Here is a 17,714-nt window from a genome sequence, read left to right as displayed (position 1 = left end):
CCCTCAGCGCGTTTTGTCGTAGCGCTCGGCCATCGCCTGGTAGGCGTTCACCACCGTGACCTCGCGGAAGTGCTTCGCGGCCTTGTCCCAGTCCCACGTCAGCTTGTCCCCGTGGTACTCCACGTCCAGGTCGCTGAAGGTCAGCCCGAGCATGAAGTCGCGCTTGGTGTCCACGACGAAGGCGCTGAGAGTCGTGCCGGTGCCGGTGTCCTCCAGCAGGACGGTCGCCTCGTCCCACGGGCCGTCCACGGCGCGCTCGGCCGCGTTGCCGCCCGATTTCGCGTAGACGTCGCGCATGAGCTGCAACTTCAGGTCGTAGCGCCCGGTCGGCGTCTTGTCCTTCTCTTCGTGGTAGAGGTGCCTCTCCACGTTGGCGTTGCCGAACCCGATGGAGATCCTCCCCTCGGCGTTGTTGCTCGTGTGCTCGGGGTCCTCGTAGAAGAGGGCACGCCCCTCGCAGAGCTTGACCCCGGCCGTGTTCTTGCCGTTCGTGCCGAGCAGGTCGTCGGCGAACGTCCGGTAGTCGAGGAACTCGGCGAACTCGCGCACGTGGTCGGCGAACATCTCGCAGGCGTACCAGCCCTCGATGGTGCCCGCCTTCACCTCGTCCATCGACCGGACGCCGGGCGCGGTCGGAGGGGCCGGAGGCGTGCCCCCGTTGCCGCCGCCACCTCCGCACGCGGCGAGCAGGAGACCGGTGGCGAGGACCGCCACGAAGCCCTTGCCCGGCCTTCGCCGACGACCGGGTGTCGGTGGGGTGGTCACGGCGCGCGTCCTCCGGGGTGGTTGTCGATCGGGGAGCCTGTCGTCTTGGCGGCAAGTGCCCGTGCGCCGGTGCGACAGCTGATCGTCACGTTAGGGGTCAGCGGTTCCGCCGGTGTCCGGCGAGCACCGGACACCGGCCGCCCCCGTCGTCTCCCGGAGCACCGCCCACGCGTCCGCCACCGGGCCGACGTGGCCGAGCTTGTCGGGGTTGATCACCGTGCGGATGGTCTGGACCCGCCCGTCGAGGACGTCGAGCGCCCAGGTGTTGACCACCTTGCCGTCCCGGTCGCGGAACACCGCGCCCGGCTCGCCGTTCACCTGCCGCGGCTCGACCACGCCGCCGATCCGGACGAACGGCGGCACGAGCGCGGCGAGCACCCTGGCGACCTTCTCCGCGCCGACGAACCGCGCGGCCCACTGCGGGGCCTTCCCGCCGGCGTCGCCGATCATCTGCACGTCGGCGGCGAGCAGCTCGCGCACCCCGTCCACGTCACCCTCCCGGAAGGCGTCGAAGAACCGCCCGGCGAGTTCCTCCCGCTCACGCCGGTCGGCCTCGAACCGGGGCCGGCCCGCGTCCATGTGCCGGCGCGCCCGCACCGCGAGCTGGCGGCACGCCGCCTCCGACCGCCCCACGGCCGCCGAGACCTCGGGGAAGCCGAACCCGAACACCTCCCGCAGCACGAAGACCGCGCGTTCGAGCGGCGACAGCCGCTCCAGCAGGAGCAGCGCCGCCATCGACAGCGAGTCCGCCAGCTCCGCCGACCGCTCCGGGTCCTGGTAAGGGTCGGTGAGCAGCGGTTCGGGGAACCACGGCCCGACGTACTCCTCGCGCCGGACGCGGGCCGAGCGCAGCACGTCGATCGAGATCCGGGTGACCACCGCCGAGAGGAACGCCTTGGTCGACGTCGGCCGGGTCGGGGAGGCGTCGTGGCGCAGCCAGGTCTCCTGGACCGCGTCCTCGGCCTCGCCGACGCTGCCGAGGATCCGGTAGGCGATCGAGAACAGCAGCGGTCGCAGCTCTTCGAACTCCTCGTCACGGGTCACCAGGACACCGGGCCTTCCTCGCCGAAGAACCCGGCGGTCGGTCCGGCCGCGCCGAGCGTGGCCAGCCGCACCACGACCGAGGCGCCCTGCTCGACGGTGAGGAACCCGGTGTGGTTGTTGCTGTCCGTGTCGACGTAGCCGGGTGCGACGGCGTTGACGAGCACGCCGTCCGCGCGCAGCTCGTTGGCGTACTGCACGGTCAGCGCGTTCAACGCGGACTTGGACGGCGAGTACGCCGCCGACGGCAGCAGCGTGGCGAACGGGCCGCCGGGATCGCTCGTCAGGGTCAGCGACGCGGCGTGGCTGCTGACGTTCACCACGCGCGGCGCGGGTGAGCGCCGCAGCAGCGGCAGCATGGCGTTGGTCACCGCGATCACCCCGAAGACGTTGGTCTCGAACACCGCCCGGACCATGTCCAGGTCGACGGTGCTGGGCACCTGGTCGTGGGCGTCCGCGGGCGAGACCTGCCCGGAACCGGTGATGCCGGCGTTGTTGACCAGCACGTCGAGGCGGCCGAAGCGCTCCTCGACCTGCCTCGCGACCTCCCGGATGGTGGCCCCGTCGGTGACGTCCAGCGTGACCGCGTGCGCGTCGCCGCCCGCCACACGCAGCGCCTCGGCTGCCTCCTCGCCTCGCCGCGGGTCCCGGGCGCCGACCAGGACCGTGAAGCCCAGCGCCGCGAGGCGCTCCGCGACCCCGCGGCCGATCCCCTTGTTCGCCCCGGTGACCAGCGCGACCCCGTGCTCGCTCATGACCTGCTCCCGTCCTCCGTCGAACCCCGTCGTCCGAACCCGAGACGAGACAGCCCCGGCCCCTGTGACATCCGGCCGGGAACACCGCCCGCCGAAGGTGCCGGCCACCGTCGTGGCCGGTAGCTTTCGGCATGGCCTTCACCGATGAGGAGATCGCGTACCTGCGGTCGCAGCCGCTCGGCCGGCTGGCGACCCTCGGCGCGGGCGGGCAGCCCGACGTCGTGCCGGTGGCCGTCGAGTTCGACGGCACGTTCCTGTGGGTCGGCGGTGGCGCGACCGTGCGCGACACCCGGAAGTTCCGCAACGTCGCCGCCGGGAACCACAAGGTGGCGCTGGTGGTCGACGACCTGGTGTCGCTCGAACCGTTCGTCGCTCGCGGCATTCGCGTGTACGGCGACGCGGCCCAGCCCTTCGACCGGGTCGGCATGGTCGGTCCCGGCACCTACCTGCGCATCACGCCGACGGTGTCCTGGAGCTGGAACCTCGCGGGCGAGCCCGTCGGTGCCGAGTGGTACCAGGCGGACAAGACCGTGCACTAGGAGAAGCGGCTCAGCAGCAGGTCGAGGCGGGCCCGGCGGTGGCTGGGGCGCAGGCGGCGGCCGTGGTCGAGGGTGGCCTGGCCGTGCAGGGCGCTCCAGAACACCTCGATCCTGGTCTCCAGGTCGTCGTCACCGGCCAGGGGTTCCACGGCGGCCACGAACTCGCCGAACGCGGCCCGCAGCTCGGGCGGCGACTCGGCGGTGCCGAACGACAGGTCGACCTCCCGCACGAACATCGCGTCGTACAACGCGGGCCGCTCGGCGGCGAAGTCCAGGTAGGCGATCGCCAGGGCCCGCAGCGCCCGCGCGGGCGAACGGTGGGCCGTGCGGGCCGCGCGCATGCGCTCGGTCATGTCGACGAAACCCTGCACGGCCACCGCGCGCACGATCGCGTCCTTGCCCTTGAAGTGGCTGTAGAGCACCGGCTGGCTGTACTCGACGCGCTCGGCCAGGCGACGGGTGGTGACCGCGTCCCACCCCTCGGCCTCGGCCAGCTCCCTGGCCGCGTCGACGATCAGCCGCCGGCGTTCGGCGCGTTCGCGCTCACGGCGCTCCTGGATGGACACACTCCGATGCTAGCAGTGCTAGACATTCGAGCGCAGTTCAAGCTAGTGTCGCTCTTGTACCTAGCACTGCTAGCACTTGGGAGTCGGGACATGTCCCACCACCGGATCAACACGGTCCTCGCCGCGCTCGTCGTCGTCGCCGGCTTCTACTTCGGCCTCGGCTTCCTGCTCGACCCGCAGAACGCGGCGGCGGGGTTCGGCATCGACCCGTGGCCGCAGGAACCGGGGTACTTCGTGGTCAAGGGCGTCCGCGACATCGCCTACGCGCTGACCGCCCTGATCCTGCTGCTGCTCCGGCACCGCCGCGCCCTCGGCTGGGTGGTGCTGGCCGACGCGGTCATCCCGATCGGCGACTGCATCGCCGTGTTCACCAACGGCGGCACGGTGGCCTACGCGCTGGCGGTGCACGGCTCGGCGGCCGTGCTGGTGCTCGTCGTGGCGGCGTCGCTGCTGTGGGAGACCCGGAAGCGGGAGATCCCGAAGGCGGAAACCCTCAAGCCGCAGACCCTGGAGACCCTGAAGCGGTGAGCAGGAACGCGGGGGACCACCAGTAGTCGTGCAGCCGGGTGACCCGGACCTCGGTGAACCCGGCCCGCTCGACCTGCTCCGCCCACCGCGCCGCGGGCTGCTCCCAGGTGGCCCGGGTCGCGCCCGGCACCAACTGGCCGGTCAGCACCGGCATCAGGAACCCCTGCGCCACCAGGTCCCGGTCGTCCTCGTACTCGGTCAGCCCGCGTTCGTAGGCCTCGACCAGGAACCTGAGGTGCTCCGGGCTCCCGTGCGGCAGGTCCGGCACGTCGAACTCGACCACGGCGAGCACGCCGACGTGCCCGACCAGGTCGGCCAGCACGCCGTCGCGCACCTCGTGCGGCAACGTGTGCAGGGCGAACGTCGACTGGGCCACGTCGAACACCGCGTCCGCCGGCAACGCCGCCGCGAACGGCTCCACCCTGGTGTGCCGCGCGTCCACGTCGTACCCGGCCAACGCCCGCACCGCCTCGTCGAGCAACGCCGCGGAGGGCTCGACCAGCGTCACCGAGGCCGGTGCGTGCTCCGAGGCCCGCACGGGCCGCAGCGCCCGCCCGTCACCGCAGCCGATGTCCAGCAGGCTCGACGGCCGCGCGTCGGCGTACACCCGCCCCAACGCCTCGGTCACCGCCCCGTAGAGGCCCACGTTGCCGCCGCCGTCGATGAACGCCTCGAACGCCGCGGGCTGGTCGTACACCGAGCCGTCCCGCTCCGCCGCCAAGTGCTCCGCCAACGCCGCCGCCAGCGGTGTGCCCCCACCGCGCAGCACCTCTCTCGCGCCGCCGATGTCGCCGTCCGCCAGTGCCCGCAGAGCTTCGTCGATGTGGTTCGTCACGGCCCCGAGCATGCCAAACGCGCAGGTGGTAACCGGGAGTTGGTCGGACGTTGGTCTGCCGTTGGCGCGCCGCGCTGCACTGTCACTCGGACGGATCCGAGCAGGGGGAGAGATTTCGTGGGAACGCGAGGGCACGGCGGCGACGCGGCCGGGGAGGGCCGGCGATGACCGACCAGTGGACCGGAGCCGGGATCTTCGAGAGCTACGCGAGCTTCGTCAAGACGATCGAGGGTGACGCGCAGAGCGAGACCGAACGCGTCCTGGACATCACGTTCGGCGCGATCGACGTCGTGGCCTCGACGGTGGCGTTGGCGATCGACCCGATCGGCACGCTGCTGGCGGCCGGGATCGGGTGGCTGATCGAGCACGTCAGCTTCCTGCGCGAGCCGCTGGACATGCTGATGGGCGACCGCGACGCCATCCAGGCGCACATCGAGCTGGTGAAGGCCGACGCCAAGCAGATCCGCGACCAGGCCGAGCTGCACAAGACCGCGATGGCCCAGTTCACCGGCTGGGAGGGCAAGGCGGCCGAGGCGTTCAAGCAGAGCATGGACCGGCTCGGCGGCGAGCTGGACTCGTTGGCCGAGGTCGTGGACGGCACGGCGCGCGTCACGGCGGTGACCGGCACGCTGATCATCATCCTGCGCGACATCGTGCGCGACCTGATCGCCGGCCTGCTCGCCCAGCTCGTCAAGGGCGCGTTGATCGCGGCGGCGGCCGCGGTGTTCACCCTGGGCGCGTCCATCGTCGGGTTCATCGGGTACGCGGTCGGGGCGGCCACCGCGCTGGCGGTGCAGATCGGCGCCCGGATCGCCAAGCTGATCGCCGCGCTGGGCAGGCAGGCGGCGCGGCTGGGCAAGCTCGGCGGTTCGATGGGCTCGATCGCGCAGGGCTTCTCGCGGTTCGGCGACGCGGGCGGCATCGTGCACGAGACGGTCAAGGCGGGCGGCGGGTACGGCGACTTCTACGGCGACGGCAAGAGCGGCGCGCCGGACCAGTCCAAGGCGGCCGTCTGATGGCCCGCCACGGAGGCGGCGGTTCCACCCCGCCGCCCGGCAGCCCGGACAGCACCACCAGCACGACCAGCAACCCGTTCAGCGACCGGTACGAGGTCAGCCCGCCACCCTCGCCCAACCCGTTCTCGGACTTCTACCAGATCAGCGACAACGGCAGCGCGATGAGCCTGGACAACCTGGACTGGCAGGCGCAGAACCTGGACAACCTGGGCGACGGCCTCACCACGACGAGCCAGAACCTCGGCGCGCACCAGGCGACGGCGCAGGCCTACGGCGCGTTCGGCAGCATGATCGCGTCACCGCTGAACACGACGATCAGCCAGGGCGCGGACACGACCAAGGCCGCCGCGGACGCCGCCGCCAACGCCGCGCAGAAGGTCCGCGACTCGGCCGAGACGATGCGCACGACCGACAGCGACATCACCGACGACCTGAACAGCATCGGGCAGGACAACGACGTCTACCAGGGACCGCCCGGCTCCTCGGGCGGCCGGTCCGATGGCGGCACCAACGGCCAGGGCGACACCACCAACGGCGACAACAGCACCGTGCCGCCGCCTCCCGAGGTGTCCGGTGACGGCCCGATGGCGCCACCGCCGAACGCCACGCGGATGCCCGACCCGGACCCCAGGCCGATCGGCGACCGCATCGGCGACATCCGGCAGCAGCTCGGCGTCACCAACGACGTCGGTGCGGTCGTCGTGCCCACGGGCAACCGGCCGGACGGCCGCCCGTACACCCTCGACACGCCGGTCATGGACCTGCCGCCGGGGAACCGCCACGGCCTCACCCCCGAGCAGCAGGGGATGACCCTCGGCGAGATGATGGGCTTCCCACCGGACCTCATGGCCGACCCGGACTTCGCGGGCACCCCGGCCAAGGACGCCCTCGACATGCAGGGCGGCGGCGCCTACAACGGCGACAGCAACCTGCTCATGCTCGACGACCAGCACAACGACAACGCGACGCTGGTGCACGAGGTCGGGCACGCCAGGCAGAACGAGCACGGCTTCGACCACCACAACTCGCACAACACGTTGCTGGAATACCAGAACGTGCTGGTCAACGAGAACGCCCACCACGACGCCAACGGCAACCCGCCGCGGTTGTCCTACCAGCCCCCGCCGGGCCAACCCCCGACCGACTGGAACGGCCTGCGCGACTACGTCCAGGGCAACCCGGTGACCCTCGACGGGCGGCAGTTCACCATGAACCCCGCGCAGCGGGACCAGAGCCTGGTCCTGCTCGACCAGATCGAGCAGCTCACCGGCCCCGGCGGCCCGTACGCGGCCGACGGGGCCCGGGTGCGCGACAACCTGATCAAGGAGTTCTTCGCCAAGGAGAAGCAGTTGCAGGGGTAGTGCCCGCCCGGCCCCCGGCTAACCTCGGCCGGGGGCGGGGCTGCGCATCACGATCAGGTCGCCGTGACCGCCGTACCCCAGCACGGGCTCGGCGTACTGCGTGCCGTCGAACGTGATCAGCCACCACTCGCGGCCGACCGGCAGCAGCATCGGGTGCGGGATGTTCGTGCCGTACGGCGCGTCGAGCGTGCCCAGCTTGCGCATCGCCAGGTCGTACACCGGGTAGTTGCGCGCGTCGCCGTCGCTGGCGAAGAGGTACCACTCGCGGCCGACGCGCTGGATGATCGTGCCCTCGGTCTGGTCCACGGCGGTGTCCGCGCCGACCAGCCGCGTCGCCGTGTAGTCCGCGCCGGGTGCGGCGACCGCGAGCGCCGGGTGGAAGACGAACGCCGGCTGCTGCGCCTCGCTCTCCACGAACGCGAGGTGCCAGCGGTCGTTCACGCGGGTCAGCGCCGGGTCCCACGAGCTGACGGAGGTCGGCAGGGGCAACCGCTCGGTGCGCAGGACGTGCACGCCGCGCAGCACGTTCGCGGTGGTCGCGGCGTGCCGGATGTGCACGCCCCGGAACGCGAAGTCGCCCCACGAGCTCATCAGCACGATGAACCGGCCGGTGCGGTCGTCGTACACGACCTGCCCGGCGTGGTCGCCCAGCACCACGCCGTCGCGCTCGAAGAACAGGATCGCGACCTGCTCCAAGCGGGACGGGTCGGCCAGGTCGATCGTCCACACCGCCCAGTGCGCCTGCTGGAAGAAGCCCAGCCCGGCGTTGGTCATGGTCAGGTACAGCTTGCCGTCGCGGATGAACGGCCTGCCGTCGGCGTGCTGCACCACGTGCGGGTCGCGGACGCCCGCCTGGCCGAAGTAGCCCGCGCGCACCCGGCCCACCCGCACGTCGCCGCGTCCGCCGTAGACGTAGTCGAGGCCGCCCAGCACCGCGGGCACCCGTAGGTCGACCAACGCGCGCACGCCGTCCCGCTCGGTCAGCACGGGTTGCCAGCCCGTGCCCGTGCCGGTGGTGTCGACCAGGACGGTGACCGCGTTCTCGTTGACCACGACGGCGAACCGGAACGCGCCGGTCACGCGCACGTCGGCGGACTTCAGCGTGGTCGTGGCGCCGCCGGTGGTCACCTCGATCGCCGCCTTGCCGGTGGCCGCGTCGAGCGTGCCGAGCACGGACGTGCCGCCGCCCGCCAGGCCCGCCACCACCACACCCTCGGCGCGCTGCACCTCCACCAGCACCGACCCGAACGGCGCACGGGGTCGCACACCGGTGCTGACCAGCGTGTCCGCCGTGGTGGGCGGTGGTGCGATCGCGCTGTCGTACTGCACGAACCGGGGCGCGACGAGGTCGAACGGGCGGTGCTTGTGCGCCACCTCGAAGTGCAGGTCGAACGGAGTCGTGGACGGCTGACCCATCGCGGGCACGTCACCGAACAGCGTCGAGAGCGCCCCGACCGCACCGGCCGCCCCGGCGTGGCGCAGCAGCGTGCGCCGATCCATGTCCCGTGCCGCCATCGGACCTCCTCGGACTCCTGCCGGTACTTGTTAACCATGTGTTACAGGCAGGTGTGGCCAAGTGTCCAGGGGTCGGCGGGCTCACGCGGTCAGCACGAGCTTCCCCCGCCCGTGGCCCTCGGCGGCGGCCCGGTGCGCCTCGGCGGCGTCGGCCAGCGGGAACACGCGGCCGACGGTGGTGACGAGCTCGCCCCTCGCGGCGAGAGCGGCCACTTCGGCCAGGCGTTCGGCGGACCGCCGCTGCGGGCCGTGGGTGAACACCACGCCCAGCTCGGCGGCGGCCGGCCCGTCGGCGATGGTGACGATGCGGTCCGTGCCGCCGCGCAGGTCGATCGAGGCGGGCAGCGCGCCCTTGCCCGCCACGTCGAACACCGCGTCCACGCCCTCGGGCGCCACCGCGCGCACCCGCTCCACCAAGCCCTCGCCGTACGTCGTCGGCGTGGCGCCGAGCGCGGCGACGTGCTCCTGGTTGGCCGGACCGGCGGTGCCGACGACCCGCAGCCCCGCCAGCACGCCCAGTTGCACGGCCACCGTGCCCACACCGCCCGCCGCGCCGTGCACCAGCAGCGTCTCGCCGGACTTGACGCCGAGCAGGCCGAACACGCGGTCGGTGGTCTCCAGGGCCACGGGCAGCGTCACGGCGTGCTCCCACGACAGCCCTTCGGGCTTGCGCGCGACCGTGGTGGCCAACGCGTGCTCGGCGTACGCGCCGGTGTCGGACCAGCCGAGCACCTCGTCACCGACCGACCAGGCGGTGACGTCCGAGCCGACCGCGTCGACCACGCCCGCGACTTCGAGGCCGAGGATCGTGGGCAGCGGTGTGCTGAAGACGGCTTCCATGGCGCCTGAACGGATCTTCGCGTCGTACGGGTTCACCCCGACCGCCCGCACCCGAAGGCGCACCTGCCCGGGGCCGGGCTCGGGCCGTTCGACCTCGTCCAGGCGCAGGGTCTCGGGCCCGCCGAAGCGGTGCAGCACCACGGCTTTCACGGTGTCTCCTCTGTGGACGCGCGGTCGAGCGCTCGACCGTACGTCACCACGCTCAGCCGGCCGCCAGCACCTTGGTCACCAGGCCGGGGAACCGGGTGTCCAGCTCCTGCAGGCGCAGCGTGTTCATCCGCTGCCGCCCCTCGTCCCACTGCCGGATGATCCCGGCCTGCCTCAGCGCTCGGAAGTGGTGGCTGAGCGTGGAGGCGGCGACCGGCAGGCCGAACGTGCCGCACGGGCGGTCGCCCTCGGCGATCAGCAGTCGCACGATGGCCCGTCGGTGCGGGTCGGCCAGCGCCTTGAGCACGTCGTCGAGCCGCACGTCGTCGATGTCCGGGTGGCTCAGCGGCACCCAGCGGCCCAACCCCATCCCGGCGGTCCTCTCAGCTCTCTTCGACACTTCACGAAAAGACTACCTCCGGGATGGTCTCTTGGAGAGGCATCGAATAGATGCCACCCGGGGAGGCGCCCATGGGCTTCGTCCTGAGCACCGCGCTGATCGCCACGCTCGCCTGTCCGGTCGCGGACCCGGCGCCCGCCGGGCAGCGGCTGCACCACGAGCCGGACGTGCCCGGCCCGGTCAACGTCGAGGCCGGCGCGGTCGACGTCACCACGGACGGCGGCAAGGGCGTGCTGCTGACCTTCGACACCCGCCGCTGGACCGAGTCGGGGGAGAAGCCGGCCGCGCCGCGCCGGTTCGTCTTCCTCTTCGACGACTCGGTCCGCTTCAACACCACCGCGTTCCCCACCTGCGACCGCGCCACCATCGAGCGGGACGGCGTCGGCGGGTGCCCGCCCGGCTCGCGCGTCGGCGGCGGCACGGCCGAGTTCCACCCGACCGGATCGGCCGAGGTCGCCGTGTTCAACACGAGGTTCGCGAACGGCGGTCGGGGTGTGCTCATCACGATCCCCGCGAGCGGCACGATCCTGGACAACACGTTCGAGCGCGTCTCGCGCCCGTACCGCGACCGGTACACGTTGGGCTCGGACGAGCACATCCCGCCGAGCGCGGTGCCGCCGCAGGACCGTGCGGTCACCAAGGCGTTCTCGGTGACGTTCGGCGGGCGGCACGCCGGGCGCAGCTTCGCCGAGGCGGACACGCCGGTGGGCGCGCCGATGGACTTCGGCGTGTACAGCCACTACGTCACCGGTCAGGTCACGCTCACCGAGGGGCGCACGACCCGCGGGTCATGACGGGGCCGCGTGCTCCTCGGGTCGGAGCTTGGCGACCAGCTCACCGCGGCTGCGCACGTCGACCTTGCCGAACACCGACTTGAGGTGGTCCTGCACGGTGTGCGCGGAGATGGCGAGCCGGGCCGCTATGTCCGAAGTGGACCGTCCCGCGATGACCTCGTGGCACACCTCGCGTTCCCGGGCGGTGAGGCCGTAGGCGGCCAGGAGCAGGCCCAGCAGCTCGCCGCCGGACGCCCGTTCGACGGTCACCACCGTCTCGCGGTCGTCCTCCGCGATCAACCGGCTGGCCTGCAACAGGACCCAACCGCCGGACGCGTCGCGCACGCGTGCCCGGAACGTGCCGGACGGCGCGGCCCGCGCGCCGGTCACCACGGCGCGCAGCATCAGCGCGAACCGGCCGGGCGCGATCGCGTCCAGCTCCTCCCGCCAGGTCCGGGCGGCGGCCGTGGCCGCACGCGGCTCGCCGTCCGGGCCGACCACCACGATCGCGGGCTCGCCACCGGCCCGGTGGGCGCCGGACCGCGCCGCGACCCTCGTCGCGGCGGCCAGCGCGGGCGCGACGGAGGCGACGAACCCGACCTCCCGGTCGGTGAACTCGCCACGCCGCACCATGCCCGCCGCGCCCCAGCACGTGCCGGCCACCCGGAACACCGCGCGCAGCTCGTGACCGAGGCCGAGCGGTCGCCACACCTCGTTGAGCCTGCCGCTGCGGGCCACCTCGCGGCGCGGCACGTCCGACAGCCGCGCCACCGGCTCCGGTCGGCGGGCCAGCTCGGCGAACGTGTGCGGCTCGCCGCCGCCGTACTCGAAGGCCGCCAGCAGCGGCTCGTACTCGGCGGGGATCGGGTTCGGGCCGCCGGTCATCGTGCTGATCACGGCGGTGTCCGGGTCGAGCGACGCCCAGCAGGTCAGGTCGGTCGGCACGACCCGCTCGACCACGTCGATCGCCGCCCGGTGCAGCTCGACGACCCCGAGGCCGGCCGCGGCCAGCGCGGCGATCTCGCGTCGCGCGCCGACTGCCCGGCCTTCCCACATGCCCGGAGTATGCGCCGGTCACGGCGGCGCTGCCATCCCACATTCCCGGGATGGCGGGCGGTCGCGGACCGCTCCTACCGTCGGGCCATGAAGGCAGGGGAGTGGTCGTCGTGAACGCCGTCGCCCAGGTCGCCGCCGGGGTGGCGGCGGGGATCCACGTGCTGGTGTTCGTGTGGGAGACGCTGCTGTTCCGGCGGCCCGGCGTCCACTGGGGCGTGTTCAAGGTGCCCGCCGAGGACGTCGAACCGGTCCGGTTGTGGTCGTTCAACGTCGGCCTGTACAACCTGTTCCTCGGCGCCGGGACGGTCATCGGCCTGATCGCGCTGAACACGGGCGACGAAGCAGTCGGCCGCGCGCTCGTGTTCTACACGTGCGGGTTCATGGTCCTGGCCGGCATCGGCCTCGGCGTGTCGGACCGGCTCGCGATGAGCCGCCCCAAGGGCGCCGGCGTCGTCGGCGCGATCGCGCAGATCACCCCGGCGCTCGTCGCGGTCGTCGCGCTCGCCCTCGCGTGAGGATCACCGGTGGGCGCAGGACGTCAGCGCGGTGAACGCCGCCCAAGCCTCCTCGGGCCCGAAGAGCCGCGGCGGCAGCTCGTAGCGCACGGCCTCGTAGGACAGGTCGTCCCACGGCTCACGCCGGTGCACGCGGCCGAGGACCCGGTCGCACCCGGCGCACGCCAGCCACGGGACCACGACGAGCCCTTCCTCCGCCTCGACCGGCTCGCCCTCGACCACCCGGACCCGGCCGCCGTCGCGTGACCGGCAGCGGCGGAGGGTCGGTTCGAGCGACTCCCGCACGCCCCAGACCTCGGCGATGACCGCGATGCCCGCCCGCTCGTCCCCGCTGATCGCCACGTCGCCGTCGACCAGCCCGGTGACGAGCAGGTCGATCCCGGCCTCCTGCTCGCCGACGTCCCGGCACTCGAGCACGTCCCTCGCCAGGGCGGGCGGCAGCAGCGCCGCCAGCCCGCGCCACGCGGCTGCCTCGTCCTCGTCCACGTCGCCGAGGCTAACCGGACGATCGACTCACCCGATGTGTCGGTTAGCCTTGCCTAAACTTCGGGGAGGTGCGGGTGTCGCGCGACGCGGTGCGAGGGGTCGGCCTGCTGGTGTCGATCGGCGTGCTGGGCCTGATCGTGCTGCTCAGCCTGTGGATCGGCACCAAGAGCATCCCGTTCGCCGACACCTTCGCCCTGCTCCTCGCCGACGACGGCACCGGCGACGCGGCCATCGTGCGCGACGTCCGCGTGCCCCGGGCCGTGCTCGGCCTGCTGGTCGGCGCCGCGCTCGGCCTGTCCGGAGCGGTGATGCAGGCGTTGACCCGCAACCCGCTGGCCGACCCCGGCCTGCTCGGCGTGAACATGGGCGCGGCGGCGGCGATCGTGTCCGCCATCGCGTTCTTCGGCATCACCAGCCCCACCGGGTACGTGTGGTTCGCGCTGCTCGGCGCGGCCGGCACGGCGACCGTCGTCTACGTCCTCGGCGCGGCGGGCCGAGGCGCGGCCACCCCCGACCGGCTGGTGCTCAGCGGCGCCGCGCTGACGGCCGTGCTCTACGCCTACGTCTCGGCGATCCTGCTGCTGTTCACGCACACGTTCGACTCGTTCCGGTTCTGGAACGTCGGCTCGCTCGCCGGCCGCGACTTCGAGCTCATCGGCCAGGTCTCGCCGTTCGTGCTGCCCGGCATCCTGATCGCGTTCCTGCTCGCCAGGAACCTCAACGTGCTGGCGCTCGGCGACCACACCGGCAAGGCGCTCGGCGCGAACGTCAACCGCACGCGCGCGTTCGGCGTCCTCGCCGTCACGCTCATGGCGGGCGCCGCGACCGCCGCCGCCGGGCCGATCGCGTTCGTCGGCCTGACCGTGCCTCACGTGGCCCGCATGATCGGTGGCAGCGACCAGCGCTGGGTGCTGGCGTACTCGGCGGTGCTCTCGCCGATCCTGCTGCTCGGCTCGGACATCGTCGGCCGCGTCGTCATCGCGCCGCAGGAGATGGAGGTCGGCATCATCACCGCGTTCATCGGCGCGCCCGTGTTCATCGCGCTGTGCCGGCGTCGGAAGTTGGCCACGCTGTGAGGACCATCCGCACCCCCGCCGTCTCGCTGCGGATCAGCGAACGCGCCCTGCTCGTCAGCGCGGCCATCGCCGTGCTGACCGCGGTCGCCGCCGTGGCCACCGTGGTCACCGGCGACTTCCCGCTCACCGTCGGCGAGGTGCTGGCCACCTTCGTCGGGCAGGGCGACGGCTACGCCGACTTCGTCGTCTTCACGCTGCGCCTGCCACGCCTGATCACCGGCCTGCTGGTCGGCGCGGCGCTCGCGCTCAGCGGCGCGATCCTGCAGAGCCTGTCCCGCAACCCGCTGGCCAGCCCCGACATCATCGGCTTCACCCAGGGCGCGGCCACCGGCGCGATCGCGGTCCTCGTGCTGGCGCAGGGCAGCATGGCGGCCACCGCGCTCGGCGCGACCGTCGCGGGCCTGCTCACGTCCACCGCCGTCTACCTGCTGGCGCTCAAGCAGGGCGTGCAGGGGTTCCGGCTGGTGCTCATCGGCATCGGCGTGAGCGCGATGCTGCTCGCGGCCAACTCCTACCTGCTCACCCGGGCCACCCTGGAGAGCGCGCTGGCCGCGCAGGCGTGGCTGGTCGGCGGCCTGAACAACCGGGGCTGGGACCAGGCCCAGGTGGTCGCCGCGGTGCTGGCCGTGCTGCTGCCGTGCGCGCTGGCGCTCGGCAGGCGGTTGGCGTTGCTGGAGATGGGCGACAACGCCGCGACCGGGCTCGGGGTGAACGCCGAGCGGACCCGCTTGGCGCTGCTCGCGGTGAGCGTCGGCCTGGCCGCCGTCGCCACGGCCGCCGCCGGGCCGATCAGCTTCGTGGCCCTGGCCGCCCCGCAGGTCGCCCGACGGCTCACCGGCGCGTCCGGGCCCGGTCTGGCCGCCTCGGCGCTCACCGGGGGTCTGCTGCTGGTCGTCAGCGACTTCGCGGTGCAACGGCTGTTCCCGACGACCCAGCTGCCGGTCGGCATCGCCACCGGCGCGATCGGCGGGCTCTACCTGGTGTGGCTGCTGGCCCACGAGTGGCGGAAGGGGAGCACGACGTGACGGTGCCCGAGGCGGAGCCGACCACCGGACGACTGCGTGGTGCGGACCTGACGCTGTCCTACGACGAGCGCGTCGTCGTGTCCGGGCTGGACGTCGAGATCCCGGACGGCTCGTTCACCGTCATCGTCGGCCCCAACGCCTGTGGCAAGTCCACCCTGCTCAAGGCGTTGGCCCGGATGCTCAAACCACGCGCCGGCGCCGTGTACCTCGACGGCGAGGCGATCTCGGCGTACCGCTCCAAGGAGGTCGCCCGCCGGCTGGGCCTGCTGCCGCAGACCTCCATCGCGCCCGGCGGCATCACCGTCGGGGAACTCGTGGCCCGGGGCCGGTACCCGCACCAGCGGCTGCTGCGGCAGTGGTCCGTCGAGGACGAGGAGGTCACCGCCGGCGCGATGCGGATGACCGGCGTGCACGACCTGGCCGACCGCCTGGTGGACGAGCTGTCGGGCGGGCAGCGGCAACGCGTGTGGTTGGCCATGGTGCTGGCGCAGCAGACGTCGATCCTGCTGCTGGACGAGCCGACGACGTTCCTCGACATCGCGCACCAGGTCGAGGTGCTCGACCTGTGCGCCGACCTGCACGAGGACGGCAACCACACGCTCGTCGCCGTGCTGCACGACCTGAACCAGGCGTGCCGCTACGCCACCCACCTGATCGCGATGAAGCCCGGTGTCGGCGTGGTGGCGCAGGGCAAGCCGGCCGACATCGTGACCGCCGAGCTGGTGGAGGACGTGTTCGGCCTGCCGTGCCGGGTGATCGCCGACCCGGAGACCGACACGCCCCTGATCGTGCCGTTGCGGCGGCAGCGCGTCCCCCAACCGTCCAACGCCTAGCGAGCCCCCGGCTCAGACCCGCCACCTCGCGCGGCCCGGGGGTTCGGGGGTCAGGTCGGACTCGAAGGCGGCGGCGATGGCGTCGACGTCCCACGAGTCGCGGGTCAGCACGGGCTGCTTCACGGCGTGCTGCGAGATCACGTGCAGCTTGTCCGGCAGGAAGCGGATCAGCTGGCTGGTCACGCCGCGGGCCAGGTCGCTGAGCAGGTACGTCACCAGGGGCGCCATCTTGGCCGGTGTCTGGTCCCGTGAGCTGATCTGGTCGGCTCGCGGATCGAGGTCCATCATCGGGGTCCACGCGAGCGGAGCGATGGCGTTGACGCGGACGTCCCGCGCGGCCAGCGAACCGGCCCACGACAGGGTCAACGACGCCACCGCGCCCTTCGACGCCGAGTAGGCCGCGGCGCCGGCACGGCCCAGCATCGCGCCCGACACGACGTTCACGATCGAGCCGCCGCGCATCACCTTCGCCGCCGCCGTGCCGCAGTACATCGTGCCGAGCACGTTCACCTCGATCACCGAGCGCAGCACGTCCGGCTCGTCCTCCCACGGCTCGGCGAAGTGCGTGACGCCCGCGTTGTTCACCAGCCCGTCGACCCGCTCGAACGACGACGCGCACAGCTCCACGAGTGCCGCCGCGACCGCGGGATCGGTCACCGACCCGGTGTGCGCCACGGCCTCGCCGCCCGCGTCGACGATCGAGGAGGCGACCGACGGGGCGCCCTCGACGTCGTTCACCACGACCCGCGCGCCCGCCGCCGCCGCGTGCCGCGCGTACGCCTCACCCAGCCCGCGACCGGCGCCGGTCACGATCACGGCCTTGCCGTCCAGGATCCCCATGCCTACCCCCGATAACCGGCCTTCGAGTCGTCCACGCGCAACCGGTCGAGTTCGACGCGGTCCAACCGCGCGGTCACGACCTGCGGGCCCGCGCCCGCCGCGACCACCCGCCGCCCGTCCGGGTGCCACACCCCGCTGCCGCCGCACGAGCGCCAACCCGGCCCCGCGCCCGCCAGGTTCGCGACCAGCGCGTACATCCGGTGGTCCATCGCGCGGGCGGCGGGGTGCACCTCGAGCCGCCGTTCCTGGCCCTCGGTGTACAGCGCGGACACGGCGTAGACGTCCGCGCCCCGCCGCGCGACTTCCAGCGCGTGCTCGGGAGCCGCCGCGTCGTAGCAGACCGCGAGCGCGACCCGCCAACCGCGGACGTCCAGCGGCGGCGCGGGCTCACCCGGCTCGAACAGCTCCCGCTCGGCCCGGCTCGGGTACTGCTTGCCGATCACCTCGACCGAGCCGTCCGGGGCCAGTGCCACCGACGCCAGCAACCGGCGACCGTCCGGCCCGAGCCACGCCGCGCCGACCACCGCCGTCACCCCGTGCGCCCGGCTCGCCTCGCGGACCACGTCCAGCCTCGGGTCGTCGGCCGTCACCCAGCACGCCGGATCGGCGAGCCGGTCCAGGTCGTAGCCGGTCAACGAGAGCAGCGGGAACAGCACCAGACCCGCGCCCTCCGCGTCGGCGACCGTGACGGCCGCACGGCGCGCGTTCTCCGCGACGTCACCGGGCACGGGCGCGTGCTGCGCGACGGCGACCACCAACTCGTCGGATTCCACAGCATCGATCATTTCACGCGATCGGGCGA

At 72.8% G+C, this 17,714-nt stretch carries 21 protein-coding genes; 9 read left to right on the top strand and 12 right to left on the bottom strand.

The annotated features are described in order from the left end of the window. Window positions 1–3 precede the first annotated feature (3 nt). From AB0H12_RS00645 to AB0H12_RS00635, 3 genes are all read right to left on the bottom strand, one after another. Window positions 4–765 (bottom strand): hypothetical protein, encoded by a 762-nt coding sequence (locus AB0H12_RS00645; protein ID WP_499619763.1) that lies wholly within the window; start codon window positions 763–765, stop codon window positions 4–6. A gap of 90 nt (window positions 766–855) precedes the next feature. Next, a complete protein-coding gene (locus AB0H12_RS00640; RefSeq protein WP_499619761.1) occupies window positions 856–1,809 on the bottom strand; it encodes an RNA polymerase sigma-70 factor in 954 nt (317 codons plus the stop codon). Then, window positions 1,806–2,561 carry an SDR family oxidoreductase gene (locus tag AB0H12_RS00635; protein WP_499619760.1) on the bottom strand — a complete coding sequence of 252 codons (756 nt, stop codon included), beginning with the start codon at window positions 2,559–2,561 and terminating at the stop codon, window positions 1,806–1,808. The genes AB0H12_RS00640 and AB0H12_RS00635 overlap by 4 nt, the downstream gene beginning before the upstream one ends. A gap of 131 nt (window positions 2,562–2,692) precedes the next feature. Here AB0H12_RS00635 and AB0H12_RS00630 point away from each other — a divergent pair, with 131 nt between their 5' ends. Next, a complete protein-coding gene (locus tag AB0H12_RS00630) occupies window positions 2,693–3,100 on the top strand; it encodes a PPOX class F420-dependent oxidoreductase (protein WP_499619758.1) in 408 nt (135 codons plus the stop codon). Here AB0H12_RS00630 and AB0H12_RS00625 read toward each other — a convergent pair. Then, window positions 3,097–3,666, bottom strand: coding sequence for a TetR/AcrR family transcriptional regulator (locus tag AB0H12_RS00625; RefSeq protein ID WP_499619756.1), 570 nt, complete (start codon window positions 3,664–3,666; stop codon window positions 3,097–3,099). The genes AB0H12_RS00630 and AB0H12_RS00625 overlap by 4 nt on opposite strands. Window positions 3,667–3,756: 90 nt before the next feature. Between AB0H12_RS00625 and AB0H12_RS00620 the strand changes: the two genes are divergently transcribed. Further along, a complete protein-coding gene (locus AB0H12_RS00620; RefSeq protein ID WP_499619754.1) occupies window positions 3,757–4,194 on the top strand; it encodes a DUF4267 domain-containing protein in 438 nt (145 codons plus the stop codon). On the opposite strand, the gene AB0H12_RS00615 is transcribed toward AB0H12_RS00620, so the two are convergent. Beyond that, window positions 4,160–5,029, bottom strand: coding sequence for a class I SAM-dependent methyltransferase (locus AB0H12_RS00615; protein ID WP_499619752.1), 870 nt, complete (start codon window positions 5,027–5,029; stop codon window positions 4,160–4,162). The genes AB0H12_RS00620 and AB0H12_RS00615 overlap by 35 nt on opposite strands. Window positions 5,030–5,193: 164 nt before the next feature. Here AB0H12_RS00615 and AB0H12_RS00610 point away from each other — a divergent pair, with 164 nt between their 5' ends. Together AB0H12_RS00610 and AB0H12_RS00605 are read left to right on the top strand one after the other, a co-directional pair. Continuing rightward, complete coding sequence (locus tag AB0H12_RS00610; protein WP_230570947.1) at window positions 5,194–6,045, top strand: WXG100 family type VII secretion target; 852 nt, start codon at window positions 5,194–5,196, stop codon at window positions 6,043–6,045. Beyond that, complete coding sequence (locus AB0H12_RS00605; protein ID WP_499619750.1) at window positions 6,045–7,406, top strand: hypothetical protein; 1,362 nt, start codon at window positions 6,045–6,047, stop codon at window positions 7,404–7,406. The genes AB0H12_RS00610 and AB0H12_RS00605 overlap by 1 nt, the downstream gene beginning before the upstream one ends. Window positions 7,407–7,424: 18 nt before the next feature. On the opposite strand, the gene AB0H12_RS00600 is transcribed toward AB0H12_RS00605, so the two are convergent. From AB0H12_RS00600 to AB0H12_RS00590, 3 genes are all read right to left on the bottom strand, one after another. Further along, window positions 7,425–8,921, bottom strand: a complete 1,497-nt coding sequence (locus tag AB0H12_RS00600; RefSeq protein WP_499619748.1) for a hypothetical protein — start codon at window positions 8,919–8,921, stop codon at window positions 7,425–7,427. 81 nt (window positions 8,922–9,002) lie between these two features. Beyond that, complete coding sequence (locus AB0H12_RS00595; RefSeq protein WP_499619747.1) at window positions 9,003–9,911, bottom strand: NADP-dependent oxidoreductase; 909 nt, start codon at window positions 9,909–9,911, stop codon at window positions 9,003–9,005. A 52-nt stretch (window positions 9,912–9,963) separates the two neighbouring features. Then, a complete protein-coding gene (locus AB0H12_RS00590) occupies window positions 9,964–10,278 on the bottom strand; it encodes an ArsR/SmtB family transcription factor (RefSeq protein WP_499619745.1) in 315 nt (104 codons plus the stop codon). A gap of 101 nt (window positions 10,279–10,379) precedes the next feature. On the opposite strand from AB0H12_RS00590, the gene AB0H12_RS00585 reads away from it, so the two are divergent. Then, complete coding sequence (locus tag AB0H12_RS00585; RefSeq protein WP_499619743.1) at window positions 10,380–11,102, top strand: hypothetical protein; 723 nt, start codon at window positions 10,380–10,382, stop codon at window positions 11,100–11,102. Here the strand turns inward: AB0H12_RS00585 and AB0H12_RS00580 are convergent. Then, window positions 11,097–12,137: a helix-turn-helix transcriptional regulator gene (locus AB0H12_RS00580; protein WP_499619742.1), complete on the bottom strand. Its 1,041-nt coding sequence runs from the start codon at window positions 12,135–12,137 to the stop codon at window positions 11,097–11,099. The genes AB0H12_RS00585 and AB0H12_RS00580 overlap by 6 nt on opposite strands. A gap of 110 nt (window positions 12,138–12,247) precedes the next feature. Between AB0H12_RS00580 and AB0H12_RS00575 the strand changes: the two genes are divergently transcribed. Continuing rightward, a complete protein-coding gene (locus tag AB0H12_RS00575; RefSeq protein ID WP_499619740.1) occupies window positions 12,248–12,652 on the top strand; it encodes a DUF1304 domain-containing protein in 405 nt (134 codons plus the stop codon). Between the two features lie 3 nt (window positions 12,653–12,655). Here AB0H12_RS00575 and AB0H12_RS00570 read toward each other — a convergent pair whose 3' ends face one another. Next, window positions 12,656–13,138 carry a hypothetical protein gene (locus AB0H12_RS00570; RefSeq protein ID WP_499619739.1) on the bottom strand — a complete coding sequence of 161 codons (483 nt, stop codon included), beginning with the start codon at window positions 13,136–13,138 and terminating at the stop codon, window positions 12,656–12,658. Window positions 13,139–13,212: 74 nt separating this feature from the next. On the opposite strand from AB0H12_RS00570, the gene AB0H12_RS00565 reads away from it, so the two are divergent. The 3 genes from AB0H12_RS00565 to AB0H12_RS00555 are packed head-to-tail and all read left to right on the top strand — an operon-like array spanning window position 13,213 to window position 16,072. After that, entirely contained in the window at window positions 13,213–14,214 is a 1,002-nt protein-coding gene (locus tag AB0H12_RS00565) for a FecCD family ABC transporter permease (protein ID WP_230570940.1), read from the top strand. After that, window positions 14,211–15,239, top strand: a complete 1,029-nt coding sequence (locus AB0H12_RS00560) for a FecCD family ABC transporter permease (protein WP_499619737.1) — start codon at window positions 14,211–14,213, stop codon at window positions 15,237–15,239. The genes AB0H12_RS00565 and AB0H12_RS00560 overlap by 4 nt, the downstream gene beginning before the upstream one ends. Further along, on the top strand, window positions 15,236–16,072 hold the full coding sequence (locus AB0H12_RS00555; protein WP_499619735.1) for an ABC transporter ATP-binding protein: 837 nt from the start codon (window positions 15,236–15,238) through the stop codon (window positions 16,070–16,072). Before AB0H12_RS00560 ends, AB0H12_RS00555 begins: the two co-directional genes overlap by 4 nt. Before the next feature lie 12 nt (window positions 16,073–16,084). Here the strand turns inward: AB0H12_RS00555 and AB0H12_RS00550 are convergent, their stop codons facing one another. After that, complete coding sequence (locus AB0H12_RS00550; protein ID WP_499619733.1) at window positions 16,085–16,912, bottom strand: SDR family NAD(P)-dependent oxidoreductase; 828 nt, start codon at window positions 16,910–16,912, stop codon at window positions 16,085–16,087. A gap of 2 nt (window positions 16,913–16,914) precedes the next feature. Continuing rightward, complete coding sequence (locus tag AB0H12_RS00545; RefSeq protein WP_499619732.1) at window positions 16,915–17,685, bottom strand: carbon-nitrogen hydrolase family protein; 771 nt, start codon at window positions 17,683–17,685, stop codon at window positions 16,915–16,917. Between the last annotated feature and the right edge of the window lie 29 nt (window positions 17,686–17,714).

Source organism: Actinosynnema sp. NPDC023794 (assembly GCF_040639675.1).
In the GTDB taxonomy this organism is placed as follows: domain Bacteria; phylum Actinomycetota; class Actinomycetes; order Mycobacteriales; family Pseudonocardiaceae; genus Actinosynnema; species Actinosynnema luteola.
The sequence above is the reverse complement of the archived record's forward strand: the minus strand, read 5'-3'. Positions and strand labels throughout refer to the sequence as shown.

Excerpts from the sequence above, each read along its gene's own strand:
- AB0H12_RS00600 (WP_499619748.1), bottom strand. The coding sequence starts at position 8,921 with ATGGCGGCACGGGACATGGATCGGCGCACGCTGCTGCGCCACGCCGGG.
- AB0H12_RS00585 (WP_499619743.1), top strand. The coding sequence starts at position 10,380 with ATGGGCTTCGTCCTGAGCACCGCGCTGATCGCCACGCTCGCCTGTCCG.
- AB0H12_RS00580 (WP_499619742.1), bottom strand. The coding sequence starts at position 12,137 with ATGTGGGAAGGCCGGGCAGTCGGCGCGCGACGCGAGATCGCCGCGCTG.
- AB0H12_RS00620 (WP_499619754.1), top strand. The coding sequence starts at position 3,757 with ATGTCCCACCACCGGATCAACACGGTCCTCGCCGCGCTCGTCGTCGTC.
- AB0H12_RS00630 (WP_499619758.1), top strand. The coding sequence starts at position 2,693 with ATGGCCTTCACCGATGAGGAGATCGCGTACCTGCGGTCGCAGCCGCTC.
- AB0H12_RS00550 (WP_499619733.1), bottom strand. The coding sequence starts at position 16,912 with ATGGGGATCCTGGACGGCAAGGCCGTGATCGTGACCGGCGCCGGTCGC.
- AB0H12_RS00605 (WP_499619750.1), top strand. The coding sequence starts at position 6,045 with ATGGCCCGCCACGGAGGCGGCGGTTCCACCCCGCCGCCCGGCAGCCCG.
- AB0H12_RS00610 (WP_230570947.1), top strand. The coding sequence starts at position 5,194 with ATGACCGACCAGTGGACCGGAGCCGGGATCTTCGAGAGCTACGCGAGC.
- AB0H12_RS00635 (WP_499619760.1), bottom strand. The coding sequence starts at position 2,561 with ATGAGCGAGCACGGGGTCGCGCTGGTCACCGGGGCGAACAAGGGGATC.
- AB0H12_RS00590 (WP_499619745.1), bottom strand. The coding sequence starts at position 10,278 with ATGGGGTTGGGCCGCTGGGTGCCGCTGAGCCACCCGGACATCGACGAC.